Annotated in this window: 13 protein-coding genes; 3 read left to right on the top strand and 10 right to left on the bottom strand. The window is 65.2% G+C overall.

What is annotated here, in order from left to right:
* Nucleotides 1-569 precede the first annotated feature (569 nt).
* Nucleotides 570-923 (top strand): hypothetical protein, encoded by a 354-nt coding sequence (locus CN97_RS07195; protein ID WP_140418261.1) that lies wholly within the window; start codon nucleotides 570-572, stop codon nucleotides 921-923.
* A gap of 41 nt (nucleotides 924-964) precedes the next feature.
* On the top strand, nucleotides 965-1,441 hold the full coding sequence (locus CN97_RS07190; RefSeq protein WP_035709122.1) for a copper chaperone PCu(A)C: 477 nt from the start codon (nucleotides 965-967) through the stop codon (nucleotides 1,439-1,441).
* Between the two features lie 257 nt (nucleotides 1,442-1,698).
* Here CN97_RS07190 and CN97_RS07185 read toward each other — a convergent pair whose 3' ends face one another.
* From CN97_RS07185 to CN97_RS07165, 5 genes are all read right to left on the bottom strand, one after another.
* Entirely contained in the window at nucleotides 1,699-2,457 is a 759-nt protein-coding gene (locus CN97_RS07185; RefSeq protein ID WP_035709119.1) for an iron ABC transporter ATP-binding protein, read from the bottom strand.
* Nucleotides 2,454-3,410, bottom strand: coding sequence for an iron chelate uptake ABC transporter family permease subunit (locus tag CN97_RS07180; protein ID WP_035709117.1), 957 nt, complete (start codon nucleotides 3,408-3,410; stop codon nucleotides 2,454-2,456). Before CN97_RS07180 ends, CN97_RS07185 begins: the two co-directional genes overlap by 4 nt.
* Nucleotides 3,400-4,350 carry an ABC transporter permease gene (locus CN97_RS07175; protein ID WP_407059730.1) on the bottom strand — a complete coding sequence of 317 codons (951 nt, stop codon included), beginning with the start codon at nucleotides 4,348-4,350 and terminating at the stop codon, nucleotides 3,400-3,402. The genes CN97_RS07180 and CN97_RS07175 overlap by 11 nt, the downstream gene beginning before the upstream one ends.
* A 49-nt stretch (nucleotides 4,351-4,399) precedes the next feature.
* Complete coding sequence (locus CN97_RS07170) at nucleotides 4,400-5,335, bottom strand: siderophore ABC transporter substrate-binding protein (RefSeq protein WP_035709114.1); 936 nt, start codon at nucleotides 5,333-5,335, stop codon at nucleotides 4,400-4,402.
* 128 nt (nucleotides 5,336-5,463) lie between these two features.
* Nucleotides 5,464-6,330: a YihY/virulence factor BrkB family protein gene (locus CN97_RS07165; RefSeq protein WP_051911034.1), complete on the bottom strand. Its 867-nt coding sequence runs from the start codon at nucleotides 6,328-6,330 to the stop codon at nucleotides 5,464-5,466.
* A 77-nt stretch (nucleotides 6,331-6,407) separates the two neighbouring features.
* On the opposite strand from CN97_RS07165, the gene CN97_RS07160 reads away from it, so the two are divergent.
* Entirely contained in the window at nucleotides 6,408-6,962 is a 555-nt protein-coding gene (locus CN97_RS07160; RefSeq protein ID WP_035709111.1) for a nucleotidyltransferase family protein, read from the top strand.
* 1,287 nt (nucleotides 6,963-8,249) lie between these two features.
* Here CN97_RS07160 and CN97_RS07155 read toward each other — a convergent pair.
* From CN97_RS07155 to gpmI, 5 genes are all read right to left on the bottom strand, one after another.
* Nucleotides 8,250-11,693 (bottom strand): pyruvate carboxylase, encoded by a 3,444-nt coding sequence (locus CN97_RS07155; RefSeq protein ID WP_035709108.1) that lies wholly within the window; start codon nucleotides 11,691-11,693, stop codon nucleotides 8,250-8,252.
* A 112-nt stretch (nucleotides 11,694-11,805) separates the two neighbouring features.
* Nucleotides 11,806-12,273 (bottom strand): RNA pyrophosphohydrolase, encoded by a 468-nt coding sequence (locus tag CN97_RS07150; protein ID WP_035709105.1) that lies wholly within the window; start codon nucleotides 12,271-12,273, stop codon nucleotides 11,806-11,808.
* Between the two features lie 76 nt (nucleotides 12,274-12,349).
* Entirely contained in the window at nucleotides 12,350-13,693 is a 1,344-nt protein-coding gene (locus CN97_RS07145) for a S41 family peptidase (RefSeq protein ID WP_035709103.1), read from the bottom strand.
* Complete coding sequence (locus CN97_RS07140) at nucleotides 13,690-14,904, bottom strand: murein hydrolase activator EnvC family protein (protein WP_051911033.1); 1,215 nt, start codon at nucleotides 14,902-14,904, stop codon at nucleotides 13,690-13,692. Before CN97_RS07140 ends, CN97_RS07145 begins: the two co-directional genes overlap by 4 nt.
* Nucleotides 14,901-16,421: a 2,3-bisphosphoglycerate-independent phosphoglycerate mutase gene (gene gpmI, locus CN97_RS07135; protein ID WP_035709100.1), complete on the bottom strand. Its 1,521-nt coding sequence runs from the start codon at nucleotides 16,419-16,421 to the stop codon at nucleotides 14,901-14,903. The genes CN97_RS07140 and gpmI overlap by 4 nt, the downstream gene beginning before the upstream one ends.
* Nucleotides 16,422-16,470: the final 49 nt, after the last annotated feature.

Genomic DNA, 16,470 nt, shown 5'->3' with positions numbered 1-16,470 from the left:
GGAAGCAGGGAAGCAGGGAAGCAGGGAAGCAGGGAAGCAGGGAAGCAGGGAAGCAGGGAAGCAGGGAAGCAGGGAAGCAGGGAAGCAGGGAAGCAGGGAAGCAGGGAAGCAGGGAAGCAGGGAAGCAGGGAAGCAGGGAAGCAGGGAAGCAGGGAAGCAGGGAAGCAGGGAAGCAGGGAAGCAGGGAAGCAGGGAAGCAGGGAAGCAGGGAAGCAGGGAAGCAGGGAAGCAGGGAAGCGCGATTATATCCGGCGGTCACATCAGCGACGGACAGTGCGAGAGATCAAGCGGCCCGGTACGCATCGCAGCGGGAGTGCCACGGAAGGCTGCCGCCATACCCTGTGGTGGAAGTGACATGCAGTGCATTTTACCTATTTGCGGAAGCGGGCGCCTGGCGCCTGCAGCAACCCGAGTGCGGCTTTCCTGACGCTGCCGAGTTGCGGTTTGGGGCGGCGATCCGGTTTGGGTAGCCCCTTCACCCCCCGAGGCTACAGCGGTCAGTTTCGATCAGCGACCCTAGGACATTCTGCGCCTTTCCAGAACATGCGCGCGTCAGTATGGTCCGCGCCATGATCGTCGGACTGCTGCGCCTTCTTTCCGTTCTGCTCGTTGTCGCGGGTGTCCTGCTGCCGAAGGTGTCGGCGGCGGCGGTGTCGCTGGGGCTTGTCGACCTGCGCTATGTCGTCATCTGTTCTGGCGACGGGATGCGGGTTGTCGTGCTCGATGGAAACGGCGCTCCGGTTGAGGAGGTGCGCTCGGATCCCTGTGCGTTTCCGCACGCTCTGGATCACGCGCCGACGCCGCCATTGCCCGGTATGGTCTGGCGCCTGTCAGGCACGGTTTACGCGACGCTCGGCCCGTTGACGCTGCGGGCGGGAGCACCGTCTTTCAACCCCTTGCCGCGCGGCCCGCCGCTTTCGTGAAACGCGACTTCATCTGACAAACGCTTTCACGGAGATACCCCATGTTCCGCACGCTTCTGGCTGCAACCCTTTTTGCCACACCGCTCCTTGCCACCTCTGCGCTTGCTCATGAGTTCAAGGCGGGTGAGCTGACCATCGGTCACCCCTATTCGTTCGAGGTTCCCGCCTCTGCCCGCGCCGCCGCTGGCTATCTGACGGTCACCAATGCGGGCAGTGCGCCCGACCGTCTCATCGGTGTCGAGGCGGAGATCGGCAATCCGATGATCCACCTGTCGGAAGAAAAGGACGGGATTGCCAGAATGACGCATGTCGAGGCGGTGGAAATCCCGCCGGGGCAGACGGTGACCCTGGAGCCGGGCGGCTATCACGTCATGTTCATGGGGTTGAACGGCACGCCATGGACCGTGGGCGAAAAGATCCCCGCGACGCTGGTGTTTGAAAAGTCCGGCAAGGTTCCCGTCGTCTTCAACGTCGAAGTCCGCAAAGACGGTAACGCCGATCCTCACGCTCATCACTGAGCTACGGGCTGGCGCCTCAACGGGCGCCAGTCCCTGCGTCCTTCGGCGCAATGAAATCCCGGGCTGTCTGCCATGGTCGGGGGCAGGCAAGCTCTGCGCGTCCCGCGCGCAGGGAGCGTTGGCGGCGGCATCCGCTGAGGAGCCGCAGGCATGGCTCCCGCGGGGACGGATACATTGGGCAGGGGCCTTGGGCGCGGGTCATGCGCGCGCTTTTCCGGACGCTGTTCCGCGTGCCGCCTGGGCATACAGGGTAGCGCCTATTCGTAGAACAGGGCCACCCGACGCCCGCCGAATTCCTCCACCGCGATATCGACCTCATAGATGTCGCGGAGCACCTCTGGGCGGATGACCTCCTCCACCGTTCCGGCGATAGCGACGCGGCCATCCCGCATGGCGACGATGTGGTCGGAATACCAGGCGGCGAAGTTGATGTCGTGCAGGACCATGACGACGGTCTTGCCGAGATCGCGCGTGGCGCCCCGCATCGTCTTCATCATCGCCTGCGCGTGCTTCAGGTCGAGATTGTTCAGCGGCTCGTCCAGCAGCACGTAATCCGTGTCCTGACACAGGACCATGGCGACGAATGCCCGCTGCCGCTGCCCGCCGGAGATCTCGTCCAGAAAGCGGTCGGCCAGAGGTTCAAGGTTCAGATAGCCGAGAGCGCGTTCGACATGGACGCGGTCCTCGGTATTGGGTCGTCCCTTGGTATAGGGATAGCGCCCGAAGGTCACCAGATCGCGGACTGTCAGGCGGGAGGTCAGGTGGTTGTCCTGCCGCAGGATCGCCAGCCGCCGCGCCAGCACGTCGGAGGGTGTCCTGGTTACGTCGAGCCCGTCCACGGTGACGGTACCCCTGTCCATCGCCAGGAGCCTGCTCGCCATCGACAGAAAGGTGGATTTCCCGGCGCCGTTCGGCCCGATGATCGAGGTGATGCCACAGGCGGGCAGCGTCAGCGTCACATCATCGACGACGACCGTCTCGCCATAGGTCTTGCTGAGATTCGAGGCGTGGATCATCTGGCCCCCCGGCGTATGATGAGCAGGATGAAGGCGATGCCGCCCAGGAATTCGATGATGACCGACAAGGCCGTGTTGAAGCCGAACACCCGCTCCAGCACCGTCTGACCGCCGACGAGGCAGATGACGGCGAGCAGAACGGCGACGGGAAGGACATGGCGGTGCTTCGCGCTTCCGGTCATGACATGCGCGAGACTTGCGACCAGCAGACCGAAGAACGTCACCGGACCGACAAGCGCCGTGGAGACGGAGACGAGCAGCGCGACGATGGCCAGGATGATCGCCACCGTCTGCTTGTAGGGCAGGCCGAGGCCGATCGACATGGGCCGGCCCAGCGTCAGCACGTCCAGCCGGTTCAACATCAGGTAGCCCACGATGGATGCCAGCCCGATCAGCACGGCGGAGGCACCGAGCAACGTGGGCTGAACGCTGTTGAAACTGGCGAAGAGGCTATCGGACAGGACCATGAACTCGTTCGGGTCGAGCATCCGCTGGATCAGCGTGGAGACGCTTCGGAAGAACACCCCGAAGATGATGCCGACGAGCACGAGGAGGTGGAGGCTGCGCTCCTCGCCCAGAAACAGCCAGCGGAACAGCAGCCCCGAGAAGACCACCATCAGCATGACCTTGGCCGCGAAGAGCAGGTTCGGGTTCAGCACCGCCGCGGCATGGGAGCCGATGCCGGCAACCAGCAGCGTCTGGATCAGCACATAGAGCGCGTCGAACCCCATGACGGAGGGCGTGAGGATGCGGTTCGCGGTGACCGTCTGGAACATCACCGTGGAGACCGCCACGGCATAGGCGACCAGCACCAGACCCGCGAGTTTCAGGCCCCGGAACTTGAGCACGAAGTCCCAGCTTCCCCTCGCGCCAAGCGTCATGAACGCCGTCACGGCGAGCGCCGCCACGATGGCCAGCAGCAGGATGACGAGACGGGGTCGGTTAGCGGCCATGCTGTTTCCTCAGAAGCAGCCAGAGGAACATCCCGCTGCCGATCACGCCGACGACCACGCCGATCGGGATCTCGTAGGGGTAGCGGATCAACCGCCCAAGGATGTCGCAGGCAAGGATGAAGGCCGCGCCCAGCACCGCGACCCAGGGCACGGCGCGGCGCATGTTATCGCCGATCATCAGGCTGACGACATTCGGCACGATGAGGCCGAGGAACGGGATCATCCCCACGCTTACCACCACGACCGCCGTGATGAGCGACACGATGGTCAGCCCCAGCGCCACGACGCGCCGATAGTTCAGCCCGAGGTTGGTTGCGAAATCCCGGCCCATCCCCGCGACGGTGAACCGGTCCGCCGCGATATAGGCGACCACGGCCAGCGCGAAGCCGATATAAAGCAGCTCGTAGCGTCCGCGCAGCACGCCCGAGAAATCCCCCGTCGTCCAGGCCAGCATCGTCTGAAGCAGGTCCGTGCGATAGGCGAGGAACGTCGTCGCCGCGCCGATGATACCGCCCAGCATGATGCCGACCAGCGGCACCATCAGCACATCGCGGAGCGGAACGAGGCGGAGGAGCCGGAGGAAGAGCCATGTGCCCGCCGCGGCAAAGCCCGCGGCGACCAGCATCTTGCCCCAGATGGGCCAGGCCGGGGCGAAGAGCGTGACCAGCAGCAGGCCGAGGCTCGCCGATTCGACTGTCCCCGCGGTGGAGGGTTCGACGAAGCGGTTGCGGATCATCATCTGCATGATGAGCCCCGCAATCGCCATCGAGGATCCGGCGAGCAGCAGCGCCGCCGTTCTGGGAATGCGGCTTGCGGCCAGGATCAGCGACTGTTCGGAAGTGGCGCTCCCGTCGATCAGCCCCGAAAGCCGGATATCGGTCACGCCCACGAAAAGGCTGCCCGCCGCGAGCGCCAGGGTGAGGCAGATCGCGGCGGGCAGCAGAAGCGCGGACAGGACCGAACGTGACCGGCCGTCCGATATGTCGGGATTACTCGCCACGGTCCTTGGAAACCGCCGCCTGAACCTGATCGACCAGCGTGCTGAACGCGGTGTAGCCGCCCGAGGAGACATAGGCCGAAGCCGGGTCCAGATAGACGATCCGGTCTTCCTTCCACGCATCCGTGCGGTGGATGATTTCATTGTCGAGCACCGCGCGGGCTGCAACGCCCGGTTCAACTTGGCCGACAGCGGCATCCCGGTCGATGACGAAGAGCCATTTCGGGTTCTTCTCCAGGATATACTCGAAGGACACCACATCGCCGCCGTGGAAGCGGTCGTCGATGCTCTTTTCCACAGTGGGGAAGCCGATCAGCGTGTGCAGCCATCCCACGCGGGAGGTCGGTCCATAGGCGCCAAGCTTCCCGGCATTGGTGACGAGGATCAGCGCCGTGCCTTCATCCACCGCATCCGCCTTGAGCCGGGCGACCTTTTCGTCCAGCGTGGCGGTGAGTTCGGCGGCCCGGTCAGACTTGTCGAACAGCGCGCCGAGCTTCGTCACATTGGACTTCACATGATCGACGAACTGGGCATCGTTCACCACCGTCATGTCGATGGTCGGAAGCAGCGCCGCCACTTCGGCATATTTCGCCCGGGACCGGCCGCCGACGATGGCAAGATCGCCTTCCGCCGCGTTGATCGCCTCGTAATCAGGCTCGAACAGGGTGCCGATCTTCAGATATTTGTCATCCGCGTATTTCCGGAGATAAGGCGGGAGCGTGGAGCCGATGACTCCGGCAGGTTCCACGCCGAGCGCGTCCATGTTGTCGAGAGACACGATATCCAGAACAAGCACCTTCTGCGGCGTGGCGGGAAGTTCGAGCGTGCCTTGCTGATGCTCGATGGTCAGCGGCTCAGCCATCACGGGCGCTCCGGCAAGAGCAAGACCAAGCGCGGCCGTGCCGAGCAGGGTGTGAAAAAGCTTCATGGCGACCTCCATTTCGGTTGGGCCGTCATTACCCCGCCGGTATTCGGCGGTCAAAACCAATTCCTATAGAAAAGATAAGTTATGTGGGCTTTCTCGTGAAACGAGGGGCGGTGAAGTGTCGCATTCGCTCATCCGACGCCGCGGGCGGGCTTGATCCCCTCGCTCACGGCCTTGCCCAGAGTACCACGACGCTGGATTTCAGCGTTTACCTCTGCGCCGAGCAGCACGATGAAGGTGGACAGCCATATCCACATCAGCAGCACGATGACGCTGCCGAGCGCGCCGAAGGTTTCGTTGTAGCTTGCGAAATGGCTGACATAGATCGAAAACCCTATGGAAACCACAAGCCAGAGCAGACATGCCAGCGCTGCCCCCGGTGCAAACCGCCGTCCTTTGCTCCCACAGGGGCCGAAGCGATAGACGAAGGACAGCCCGAGGATCATGGTTGCCAGCAGCACGGGCCAGCGAAGCCAGTTCGCGATCTGCGCCCAGAGTTCATCCTCGCCGAAGATGGCGAAAACCGCAGGCAGGAGCGCGATCATCGACAGCACGACAACCACTCCCACCACCCCCGCAAGGGTCAGACTGAGAGTCACGAGCGTCAGATGAACGAAACTTCGCTCCTCCCGCGCATCATAGGCCACGTTCAGCCCCTGGATGAGGCTTCCCACCCCGCGGGACGCCGACCAGAGCGCCAGCCCAAGGCCAAAGAACGCTGTCAGCCCCAGTCCGGCCCCCGGTGCCGCGGCCACCGCGCTGGCCTGCGAGATCACCGTTCTGGCCACCTCCTCCGGCACGACACCGCTCAGGGCATCAAGTTGCGCGACGATATCGGCAGGTGTCGTCAACAGCGCAGCGATAGCCATGACGGCAGTGATGGCGGGGAACAGGCCGAACATCGTGTAGAAGGCCACCCCTGCCGCGATGAGAGACAGGTTGTTCTCGCCGATGCTTTGCCAGATTTGCCGGGCGGAGAGGAGGAAGCTGTTTGCCATGCAGCGCCAAGTCTGCGGGCAGCCCTCCTGTTCCCTGCCGCCCGGTTGTTTTCTGCGTCCTGTGACAGGGGGGCTGCATGAGGGTAGGGCTCCTGCTCGCCGGTGGCCTGTCGCGGCGTTTCGGAACGCAGGACAAGTTGCTGGCCGACTGGACGGGGCACCCGCTCATCTCCTGGGCTGCCTCCGCGCTGGCGGCGGTCCCGCTGGAGGCGCGGATCGCCGTGGCAGCGCCAGAACTGTCACCACTTCTGCCCGGTTACGACATGCTCCGTCCGCCGCGTCCGGCGGAGCAGTCCGCGAGCCTTCGGCTTGGGGTGCGGCGGGCGCGCGAGATGGGGGCGGACCGGCTGCTCATCGTGCTGGCCGACATGCCCCGCATCGACACAGCCACGATGGCGGCGGTACTTTCGGGTCGCGGAGCGTCCTGCGTGACGGATGGCGTGCGGCGCATGCCCCCCGCAGCCTTCGACGCGGACAGCTTTGAGGCCCTGCTGGCCCTTGAGGGGGACAGGGGGGCGGGACACATGCTTCAGACCATCACCGGGGACGGGCTGATTCAGGTTGCGCCCCAAATGCTCCACGACATAGACCGTCCTGCCGATCTCACCGGTGAGACCTCGGGCAGCGAGTAGCATGCCGGGAAGATCGAAGGGCTCTCCGACGCCCCAACGCGGCGCCACCGACGCTTTCGCGGATGAGACCCGTCAGCCGTGGCGAGCGCCCTTCGGTGGCACGGCATTCGGCTCGTCCCGCGCCGGCGAAAAGCGGGAGTTCGCAACCCGGGCTTGTTTCCGCAGGCTGACAAGTCATTGGCGTGAAAGGATGGCTGCCTGATCGGGGCGGGGTGGGCAGACGAGGAATACCTGCTGCGTCGCGGGAAACACGTCCCCGCTCCATCATCCTGCCAAATTGATCTCGACGGGGTTGCAGCAACGCTTGTCGTGGCTGGCGGCCTTTTTCCGACCCTCTCGGCGAGAGGTGCAGGCCGGGTTGCCTCTCAAATCATCTGAAATCCAGCGGCTCAATGGCACCGGGTGGTGAACATCCCGCAGACCTGCTCGGGAACAGCCCCAGCCTCCTCGTTCGCAGGCCCTCCGCAAGCTCTGGACAGATCGCAGCGCTGCGCCGGCGCGTTCATCCTGCTTCGCGCACTCGATCAGGGGCCACGTCGCTTCCATTGCCTCTTCGCCCGCAGTGTTGGACGCTTAGGACTGGTCGTCATCAGGCTCCTCTCGTCTGCGAGCTTTTGGCATGGGAGCCTGCCATGATTGGCTGGAAGCGCTCCGCCATCACGAAATGCACCACCGTGACCTTGGCCAAGAGGCTTGCGAGGATCGGTCTGGGACTCCGTCCGGTTCCAGCGCATCCGAACCGTCGGAGAGGTTCTTTTGGGCGCGTCGCCGGTCGCATATCGCCAGCAACCTTTTCGCGAGGGAAAAAGGTCATGCCAGTGACAACGCGGCTGTCGGGGACGAGCTTTCGGCGATGAAGCCTCGGGGCGCACGGCCGAGGTCCGCCGATCTACGCTGCGATCACAGAGTGACGGCCGATCATCCAAAGAACCGGCAGGTCATTCGGAACGGCGTCAGAAAACCAAGATAACTCGCCATCAGCCGACGTATTGCAGGTTGATCGCGAGTGCCAAATGGACCCATTGGACGGGCGTCCGCTTCGCCGCTGTCCTCTCTGCTCCGGTGACCGGTTCTGAGAAGGCGGCGCAGGCTCCGCCGCTCCCTGAAGCGCATAAGTGACGCTGGAAAATCCGGTCGGTCCGGCAATGCGGAGAATGAGGCTCCGACCCTCCGGCCAAGGCTGGGACTTCCCGTCGGGCCGTCAGCTTCGGGCTGCGGCAGGTGGCCGTTGGCGGGCCGCCTGCAACACGTCGCCACGCCGGCTCCGAAGAGCGGCGTGGCGCCTTTTCAATCCATTTCGACGAGGAGATCCTTCGCGTCGATCTGGCTGCCGGGGGTGACGTGGACGGCCTTGACCACGGCTTCACGGTCGGCGTGAAGGCCGGTTTCCATCTTCATCGCCTCGATGGTGAGGAGGAGATCGCCGGCCCGGACCTTGGTGCCGGGTTTCACGAGCACGGTGGCGATGGAGCCGGGCATGGGGGCACCGATATGGGCGGGATTGCCCTCCACCGCCTTGGGACGCGCGCCGGCCTTTGCCACGGCTGACCGGTCGGGCACGCGGATGACGCGGGGTTGGCCGTTCAGTTCGAAGAACACCTTGACCTCCCCTTCGTCCGAGGTCTCGCCGACGGTCTGTAGGCGGATGTCCAGTGTCTTGCCAAGGTCGAGCGTGGCTTCCACGCTCTCCCCCGGTTCCATGCCGTAGAAGAAGGTGCGCGTGGGCAATGCCCGCACCGGGCCATAGGTACGATGCCGGGCGCGGTAGTCGAGGAACACCTTGGGATACATCAGCCAGCCGGCGAAATCCTCGTCATCCACGTGTTCGCCGGGCAGGTCCGCCTCCAGCTTTGCCCGCGCCTGTGCCAAATCCACCGGGGCCATGCGCGCACCCGGGCGGGTCGTGTCGGGCCGCTCGCCTTTCAGAACCTTGTTCAGAATGCCTTCGGGGAAGCCTCCGGGCGGCTGACCGAGGTTGCCCTTCATCATGTCCACAACGGAATCCGGGAAGGCCACATCCGTGCCCGGATCCTCCACCTGTGCCCGCGAGAGGCCCTGCGCCACCATCATCAGCGCCATGTCCCCCACCACCTTGGACGAGGGGGTGACCTTAACGATGTCGCCGAACATCTGGTTGGCATCGGCATAGGCCTGCGCGATCTCCGGCCAGCGGTCTTCCAGCCCGAGAGAGCGGGCCTGCGCCTTGAGGTTGGTGAACTGGCCGCCCGGCATCTCATGCAGGTAGACCTCCGAAGCGGGGGCCTGCATCCCGGCCTCGAAAGCGGCATATTGTGCGCGCACGCCTTCCCAGTAGTCGGAGAGCTGCCGGATCGCGGCGATGTCCAGCCCGGTGTCGCGCTCCGTATGGCGCAGCGCCTCAACGATGGAGCCCAGGCAGGGCTGTGACGTGCCCCCCGAGAACGCATCCATCGCCGCATCGATGATATCTGCCCCTGCTTCCGCCGCCGCCAGCACCGTAGCCCCGGCAATGCCGGAGGTATCATGGGTGTGGAAGTGGATCGGCAGGCCGAGTTCCTCCTTCAGCGTGCGGATCAGCACCCGGGCGGCGGCGGGTTTCAGAAGCCCTGCCATATCCTTGATGCCGAGGATATGGGTGCCCGCGGCTTTCAATTCCTGACCCATCTTCAGGTAGTATTGCAGGTCATACTTGGACCGCTCCGGATCCAGCAGGTCGCCGGTGTAGCAGATCGCGGCCTCGCAGATCTTGCCCGACTCGATCACTGCATCCAGTGCCACGTGCATGTTCTCCACCCAGTTCAGGCTGTCGAACACGCGGAACACATCAACACCGGACGCCGCTGCCTGCCGCACGAAAGATTGCACGACGTTGTCGGGATAGTTGGTATAGCCCACCCCGTTGGAGGCGCGGAGCAGCATCTGGGTCAGGATGTTCGGCATCCCCTCCCTTATGTCCCGCAGGCGCTGCCACGGGCATTCCTGGAGGAAGCGGTAGGCCACGTCGAACGTCGCCCCTCCCCAGCATTCCACGGAGAACAGGCCCGGCAGCAGATGCGCATAGGCCGGGGCCGCACGCACCATGTCGATCGACCGCATTCGCGTGGCCAGCAGCGATTGGTGCCCGTCGCGCATGGTCGTATCGGTGAGCAGGAGCTTCTTCTGACCCGAGATCCAGTCCACCACGGCCTGCGGCCCCTGCTCGTCCAGCAGGGTCCGCGTGCCGGCAGGCGGCGCGTCCAGCGTCACGGGCGGCGGCACGGGAGCCCGCACTTCGGCGGGGAGGGGGCCGCGGCCCTTGGTTTCCGGATGGCCGTTCACCGTCACATCGGCGATGTAGGTGAGCAGCCGTGTCGCCCGGTCCTGCCCGGTCTCGAAGCGAAACAGCTCGGGCGTCGTGTCGATGAACTTGGTCGTGTAAGCCAGCGTCAGGAAGGTCGGGTGCTTCAGCAGGTTCTCGACAAAGGCGATGTTGGTGGACACGCCCCTGATGCGGAACTCCCTGAGCGCCCGGTCCATCCGGGCGATCGCCTTCTCCGGCGTCTGAGCCCAGGCGGTGACCTTCACCAGCAGCGAGTCATAATACCGCGTGACCACGGAACCGGCATAGGCCGTGCCGCCGTCCAGCCGGATGCCCATGCCCGTCGCGGTGCGATAGGCGGTGATGCGGCCATAGTCGGGGATGAAGTTGTTCTGCGGATCCTCCGTCGTCACCCGGCACTGCAGGGCGTGACCCTTGAGCTGCACGTCTGCCTGCGTCGGCGCCCCGGTGGCCTCTGCCAGTGTCTCACCCTCCGCGATGCGGATCTGGGCCTGGACGATGTCGATGCCGGTGACTTCCTCCGTCACGGTATGTTCGACCTGGACGCGGGGGTTCACCTCGATGAAGTAGAACTGCTCGCTGTCCATATCCATCAGGAACTCGACCGTTCCGGCGTTGCGATAGCCTACCGCCCGCCCGATCTTCAGCCCGAGTTCGCAGATCTCCGCCCGTTGCTCCGGCGTGAGGTAAGGGGCGGGCGCGCGCTCCACGACCTTCTGGTTGCGCCGCTGCACGGTGCAGTCGCGCTCGTAGAGATGGTAAAGACCGCCGTGGTCATCGCCGAGAAGCTGGACCTCCACATGCCGGGCGCGCAGGATCATCTTCTCCAGATAACCCTCGCCGTTGCCGAAGGCGGCCTCGGCCTCGCGACGGCCCTCGCGCACCTTGGCCTCCAGCTCATCGGGGTTGTTGATGGGGCGCATTCCCCGCCCGCCGCCGCCCCAGCTTGCCTTCAGCATCAGCGGATAGCCGATTTCTCCCGCCTCCGCGCGGATCGCGGCGAAATCGTCGCCCAGAACCTCGGTGGCCGGGATCACCGGCACCCCTGCCGCGATTGCCACCCGCCGCGCGCTCGCCTTGTCGCCGAGGGCGCGCATCGTCTCCGCCTTGGGCCCGATGAACACGATGCCCGCGGCATCGCAGGCTTCCACGAAATCCGGGTTTTCCGACAGCAGGCCATAGCCCGGATGGATCGCATCCGCGCCCGACATCTTCGCCACGCGGATGATCTCCGGGATCGACAGATAGGCCGCAACCGGTCCCAGACCCTCGCCGATCCGGTAAGCCTCGTCCGCCTTGAAGCGGTGGAGGCTCAGCTTGTCCTCCTCCGCATAGACCGCAACCGTCTGCTTGCCCAACTCGTTTGCGGCCCGCATCACACGGATCGCAATCTCGCCACGGTTCGCTATCAGTATCTTCCGGAAGTTTGGCATCTTCGCTCCCCGCACCACTCCGAGTCAGAAAGGGATAAACGGGAAGCGAAGGAGCGATCAATCAACCATTTATGCAGAGCAGCAGATTTTTGCTGCGACGCAGAAAAAAGTGTTATGCGAGATATGTCCGAAAGCTATTGATGACATCGACATAAAGCGTGCGCTTGAAGGGCACGATGTAGTCCAGCAGGTCGTCCGCGCGCATCCAGCGCCATTCGGAAAACTCCGGGTGGTCCTGTGCGATGTCCACCGCGCTGTCTTCGCCGTGGAAGCGCATGAGATACCACTTCTGCCGTTGGCCGCGATACCGGCCCTTCCAGACCTTGCCAAGCAGTTCGGGCGGCAGGTCGTAGGTGACCCAGCCGGTCTCCGCGATGATCTCGACGAGGTCAGGCGAAATGCCCGTCTCCTCCCGCAGTTCCCGAAGGGCGGCGGCGCGAGGATCCTCCCCCTCGTCCAGCCCGCCCTGCGGCATCTGCCATGCCCCCGCGGTGTCGCGGCGCATCCCTGCCCAGACGAGGCCCGCCTCATTGAGCAGCATCACGCCCGCGCCGGGGCGATAGGGCAATTCCTTGGCCATGCTTCCTCCGTCCGTCAGGACTACCCGAATGAAATCGGGTCGTCCGTCTGACTATCCTGCGCCCTGTCGATACGCGTTACTGCGGCAGTTCGAGGGCGGACAGCCCTTTCAGAATATCCACGGCATAGGCTAGCTGATAATCCTCTGTCCGCAGTTTCGCGGCGAGTTCGGCCTGATGCTGTTCTTCCTGAAGCTGCTTGCGTTCGTCGTCCGTCATGCTGTCGTTGGTGATCGCGCCGCGAAGGTCGGCTTCCGAGCGGATCCGCGCGGCCAGCGTGTTGGTCGTGCCTTCATCCTCTGCCGCGGGTTTGGGCGGGGGTTGCTCAACCCAGATGTCGGGCGAGACGCCGAGAGACTGGATCGACCGGCCCGAAGGCGTGTAGTAGCGCGCCGTGGTCAGCCGCATGGCCCCATCGCCCTTCAGCGGGATCACGGTCTGCACCGAACCCTTGCCGAAGGATTTGGTGCCGACGACCACTGCCCGCCGGTGATCCTGCAGGGCGCCCGCCACGATCTCCGAAGCGGAGGCGGAGCCGCCGTTGATGATCACCACCATCGGCTTCGCCCCGGTGATGTCGCCGGCGGTGGCGTTGTAACGCTCCCCGTCCTGGGGGTTGCGGCCACGGGTAGAGACGATCTCCCCCGATTCGAGGAACGCATCCGAGACCTTGATCGCCTGGGTGAGCAGCCCGCCGGGGTTGTTGCGCAGATCGAGAACGACGCCCGAGACCTTGTCCGCGCCGCCCGCCTCCTCCAGCATCTTCTTGTAGCCGTCGTCCAGGTTCTGGAACGTCTGGTCGTTGAAGGTGGAGACGCGGAGCACCATGGTGGAGCCCTGCATCCGCGCAGTCACGGCGGTGAGCTTGATCGTATCGCGGGTCAGCGTCACGTCGAACGGCTCGGGCTTGTCCTTGCGCACGACGGTGATGGTGATCTCCGACCCGATGGGGCCACGCATCATGTCGACCGCCTGGTCCAGCGTCAGGCCCATGACGGTTTCGCCGTTCACATGGGTGATGTAGTCGCCGGACTGGATGCCTGCCTTGTCCGCCGGGCTGTCGTCCATGGGGGAGACGACCTTGACGAAACCCTCCTCCTGCGTGACCTCGATGCCGAGGCCGCCGAATTCGCCCTTGGTCTGCACCTGCATGTCGCTGAAATCGTCCGGCGCGAGATAGCTGGAATGCGGATCGAGAGAGGTGAGCATCCCGTTGATCGCCGCCTGGATCAGCTTCGAGGTATCCACGGGCTCCACATACTGGGCGCGGATCCGCTCGAAGATGTCCCCGAAGAGATCGAGCTGCTGGTAGACGGAAGCATTCTCCTTGGCTTCCTGCGCGACAAGCGGCCCTGCGACCTGCGTGGTGAGCAGCACCCCGGCAACCGTGCCGCCGAGCGCGGCCATCACGAACTTCTTCATGGAAACATCCTTGTCTCAGCGAACCACTCGGCGGGATCCACGGGCGACCCCCCCTGCCTGACCTCAATGTAAAGCGTCTCCGGGGCCATCGCGCCAGCGGCTTGTGCATCCGGGCGGGCATCGTTCACGACATTCTGTGCATCTGCGACATTTCGTGCGCGGCCCGCGATGTCGGCCGATAGCTCAGCGGTGCGCGTATCCTCGCCCCCCATCAGGCCCACGGGAGAGCCTGCGGGCACGACCTGTCCGATGCGGCCGTAGGTCTCCCCCAGCCCGGCCAGCACCATGAGATAGCCGGCGGCCGGTTCGAGGATCACCACATTGCCATAGCCGGCAAGCGGGCCAATGTAGCGAATCGTTGCCGAAGCGGGCGTCACCACCAGCGAGCGGGGCGGGGCGGCGACGATCATGCCGGGGCGGCTCACGCCTGCCGCGTCGGTCTCCCGGTAGCCGCGGAGCAGGTCGCCCGCCACCGGGAGCATGAGGTCACCCTTGACGGAGCCGAACGGCCCCTCGCCCGGGCTCACCGTCTCTCCGCCTGCAACCGCCTCGGCGAAGCTGTCGAGCGTATCATGGCTTTCGATCAGGGCGCGGAGAACGGCGGGATCTTCGGTGAAGCGCTGTGGCAGGTCACGCCGGTCGGAGATCGCCTTCGCCAGATCGGTGCGCGCGGTCTGTGCCGCGCCGAGGCCCTTCTCCAGCATCTCGGTGACCTGCTGCTGGAGGGCGCGCAGCTCCCCCAGTTCCGCCAGTTCCTGCCGGAGCGTGTGCGTCTCCGCCTCCAGCGCCGGTGCGATGTCGCCCAGGATCATCGCCGCCTGCGCAGATCCGAGCGGACCGGCGGGATGCAGCACGCGGACGGGGGCGGGATCGCGGCTCATGCCCGTCATGACCCCCACCAGCCGGGAGACACGCTCCCGCTTTCCGTTCAGGTCGGCGCGGATTTCAGCGTCGCGGTGGGTCACACGGCGCAGCGCCTCCCGCGCGGCGGCCAGCCCGTCCTCATAGGCACGGATGGTGAGGGTGAGCGCCGCCACTCTGTCCTGCGCGCCGGTCGCGGCATCCAGGCTGTCGATGGCTGCTGCGAGCGCGGCCGCCGCCGACCGCGCGGAATCCGCCGGATCGTCTTCCGCTCTGACCGGCATGGCCAGACCCAGCGCGAGGAAAACGGGCAGAGCGATCCGCCACATGGCCGTCAGGGACTGGCTCATCGCCGCACGAGGCTTTCGCCGGTCATCTCCACCGGCTTCGGCAGGCCCATGAGGTCCAGAACCGTCGGCGCGAGATCGGCAAGCCTGCCCGAGACCAGCGATGCCCCCTCCGGGCCGCCATGGAGAATTACCGGAACGGGATTCGTCGTATGGGCCGTATGCGGCCCGCCGGTCACGGGATCGGCCATCGTCTCGCAGTTGCCATGATCGGCGGTGACGATCAGCGCCCCGCCTGCGGCATCGACGGCGGCGATCACCCGGCCCAGCCCCCGGTCCACCGTCTCGCAGGCGGTGATGGCGGCGGAGAGGATGCCGGTATGGCCCACCATGTCGGGGTTGGCATAGTTCACCACGATCAGGTCATAACCCTCTCCGATCGCGGCGACGAGGTGATCGGTCACCTCATCCGCCGACATCTCGGGTTGCAGGTCATAGGTCGCGACCTTGGGGGATTTCGCCATGTAGCGATCCTCTCCCGTCACGGGGGCTTCCCTGCCGCCGTTCAGGAAGAAGGTGACATGGGGATATTTCTCCGTCTCCGCGATATGGAACTGCCGCAGGCCATGATCCGCCACCCAGGAGGCGAGGGTATTCACGATGTCCCGCTTGGGATAGGCGGTCGTCAGGTAGGCGTTGTGGGCCTCCGAATATTCCACCATCCCGAGCAGCGCTGACCATTCGGGCCGCGGCCCGGTGTCGAAAGCGTCGAAGTCCGGCGCGCCGATGGCGGCCATGATCTCCCGCGCACGGTCGGCCCGGAAGTTCAGACAGAAGAAACCGTCGCCATCCTGCGCGCCGGCATAGCCGTCGATGATCGTGGGCCGGATGAATTCGTCGGTTTCGCCCCGCGCCGCGGCGGCTGCCACGGCGGTCACGGCATCGGGGGCACGCTCTCCGCCGCCCCGCACGATGGCGTCATAGGCAAGGCCCACCCGCTCCCAGCGGTTATCACGATCCATGGCGTAGTAACGACCGGAAACCGTGGCGATCTCCGCCCCGGCGGGCAGCCGCGCCGCCAGATCGGCGATGAAGCGGGGCGCTGAGGTGGGTGCCACGTCCCGCCCATCGGTGATCGCATGGACGAGCACCGCCAGCCCGGCCTCTGTCGCGGCGCGCGCCGCGGCCAGCACATGTTCGATGTGACCATGGACGCCGCCGTCGGAGATGACGCCCATCAGATGCACCCGCCCGTTCGCCGCTTGCACACGCGACAAGAACGCACGGAGGGCCTCATTGGCGAAGAAGCTGCCATCCTCGATGGCAAGGTCGATCTGTCCCAGATCCATCGCCACCACGCGGCCGGCACCGATATTGGTGTGGCCGACCTCCGAATTGCCCATCTGCCCCGTCGGCAGGCCCACATCCGGACCATGAGTGATGAGCGTCGCATGCGGACAGTTGGCCCACAGCCCGTCGAAATTCGGCGTCGCGGCGAGCGCCGGGGCATTTGCCTCTCGATCCTCCCGCAATCCCCAGCCGTCGAGAATGCAGAGCACCACGGGCTTTATCGACGGCATGAGAGGCTCCTTGGCTGGCAAAGGCGGATGGCAACGGCCGGGTCGCATG

This window comes from Haematobacter massiliensis, assembly GCF_000740795.1.
Lineage (GTDB): Bacteria > Pseudomonadota > Alphaproteobacteria > Rhodobacterales > Rhodobacteraceae > Haematobacter > Haematobacter massiliensis.
The sequence above is the reverse complement of the archived record's forward strand: the minus strand, read 5'-3'. Positions and strand labels throughout refer to the sequence as shown.

Bases quoted from the DNA above. Each gene is read 5' to 3' on its own strand.
- CN97_RS07150 (WP_035709105.1), bottom strand. From the start codon at position 12,273: ATGGCCAAGGAATTGCCCTATCGCCCCGGCGCGGGCGTGATGCTGCTC.
- CN97_RS07170 (WP_035709114.1), bottom strand. From the start codon at position 5,335: ATGAAGCTTTTTCACACCCTGCTCGGCACGGCCGCGCTTGGTCTTGCT.
- CN97_RS07190 (WP_035709122.1), top strand. From the start codon at position 965: ATGTTCCGCACGCTTCTGGCTGCAACCCTTTTTGCCACACCGCTCCTT.
- CN97_RS07195 (WP_140418261.1), top strand. From the start codon at position 570: ATGATCGTCGGACTGCTGCGCCTTCTTTCCGTTCTGCTCGTTGTCGCG.
- CN97_RS07145 (WP_035709103.1), bottom strand. From the start codon at position 13,693: ATGAAGAAGTTCGTGATGGCCGCGCTCGGCGGCACGGTTGCCGGGGTG.
- gpmI (WP_035709100.1), bottom strand. From the start codon at position 16,421: ATGCCGTCGATAAAGCCCGTGGTGCTCTGCATTCTCGACGGCTGGGGA.
- CN97_RS07160 (WP_035709111.1), top strand. From the start codon at position 6,408: ATGAGGGTAGGGCTCCTGCTCGCCGGTGGCCTGTCGCGGCGTTTCGGA.
- CN97_RS07180 (WP_035709117.1), bottom strand. From the start codon at position 3,410: ATGGCCGCTAACCGACCCCGTCTCGTCATCCTGCTGCTGGCCATCGTG.
- CN97_RS07165 (WP_051911034.1), bottom strand. From the start codon at position 6,330: ATGGCAAACAGCTTCCTCCTCTCCGCCCGGCAAATCTGGCAAAGCATC.
- CN97_RS07155 (WP_035709108.1), bottom strand. From the start codon at position 11,693: ATGCCAAACTTCCGGAAGATACTGATAGCGAACCGTGGCGAGATTGCG.
- CN97_RS07185 (WP_035709119.1), bottom strand. From the start codon at position 2,457: ATGATCCACGCCTCGAATCTCAGCAAGACCTATGGCGAGACGGTCGTC.
- CN97_RS07140 (WP_051911033.1), bottom strand. From the start codon at position 14,904: ATGAGCCAGTCCCTGACGGCCATGTGGCGGATCGCTCTGCCCGTTTTC.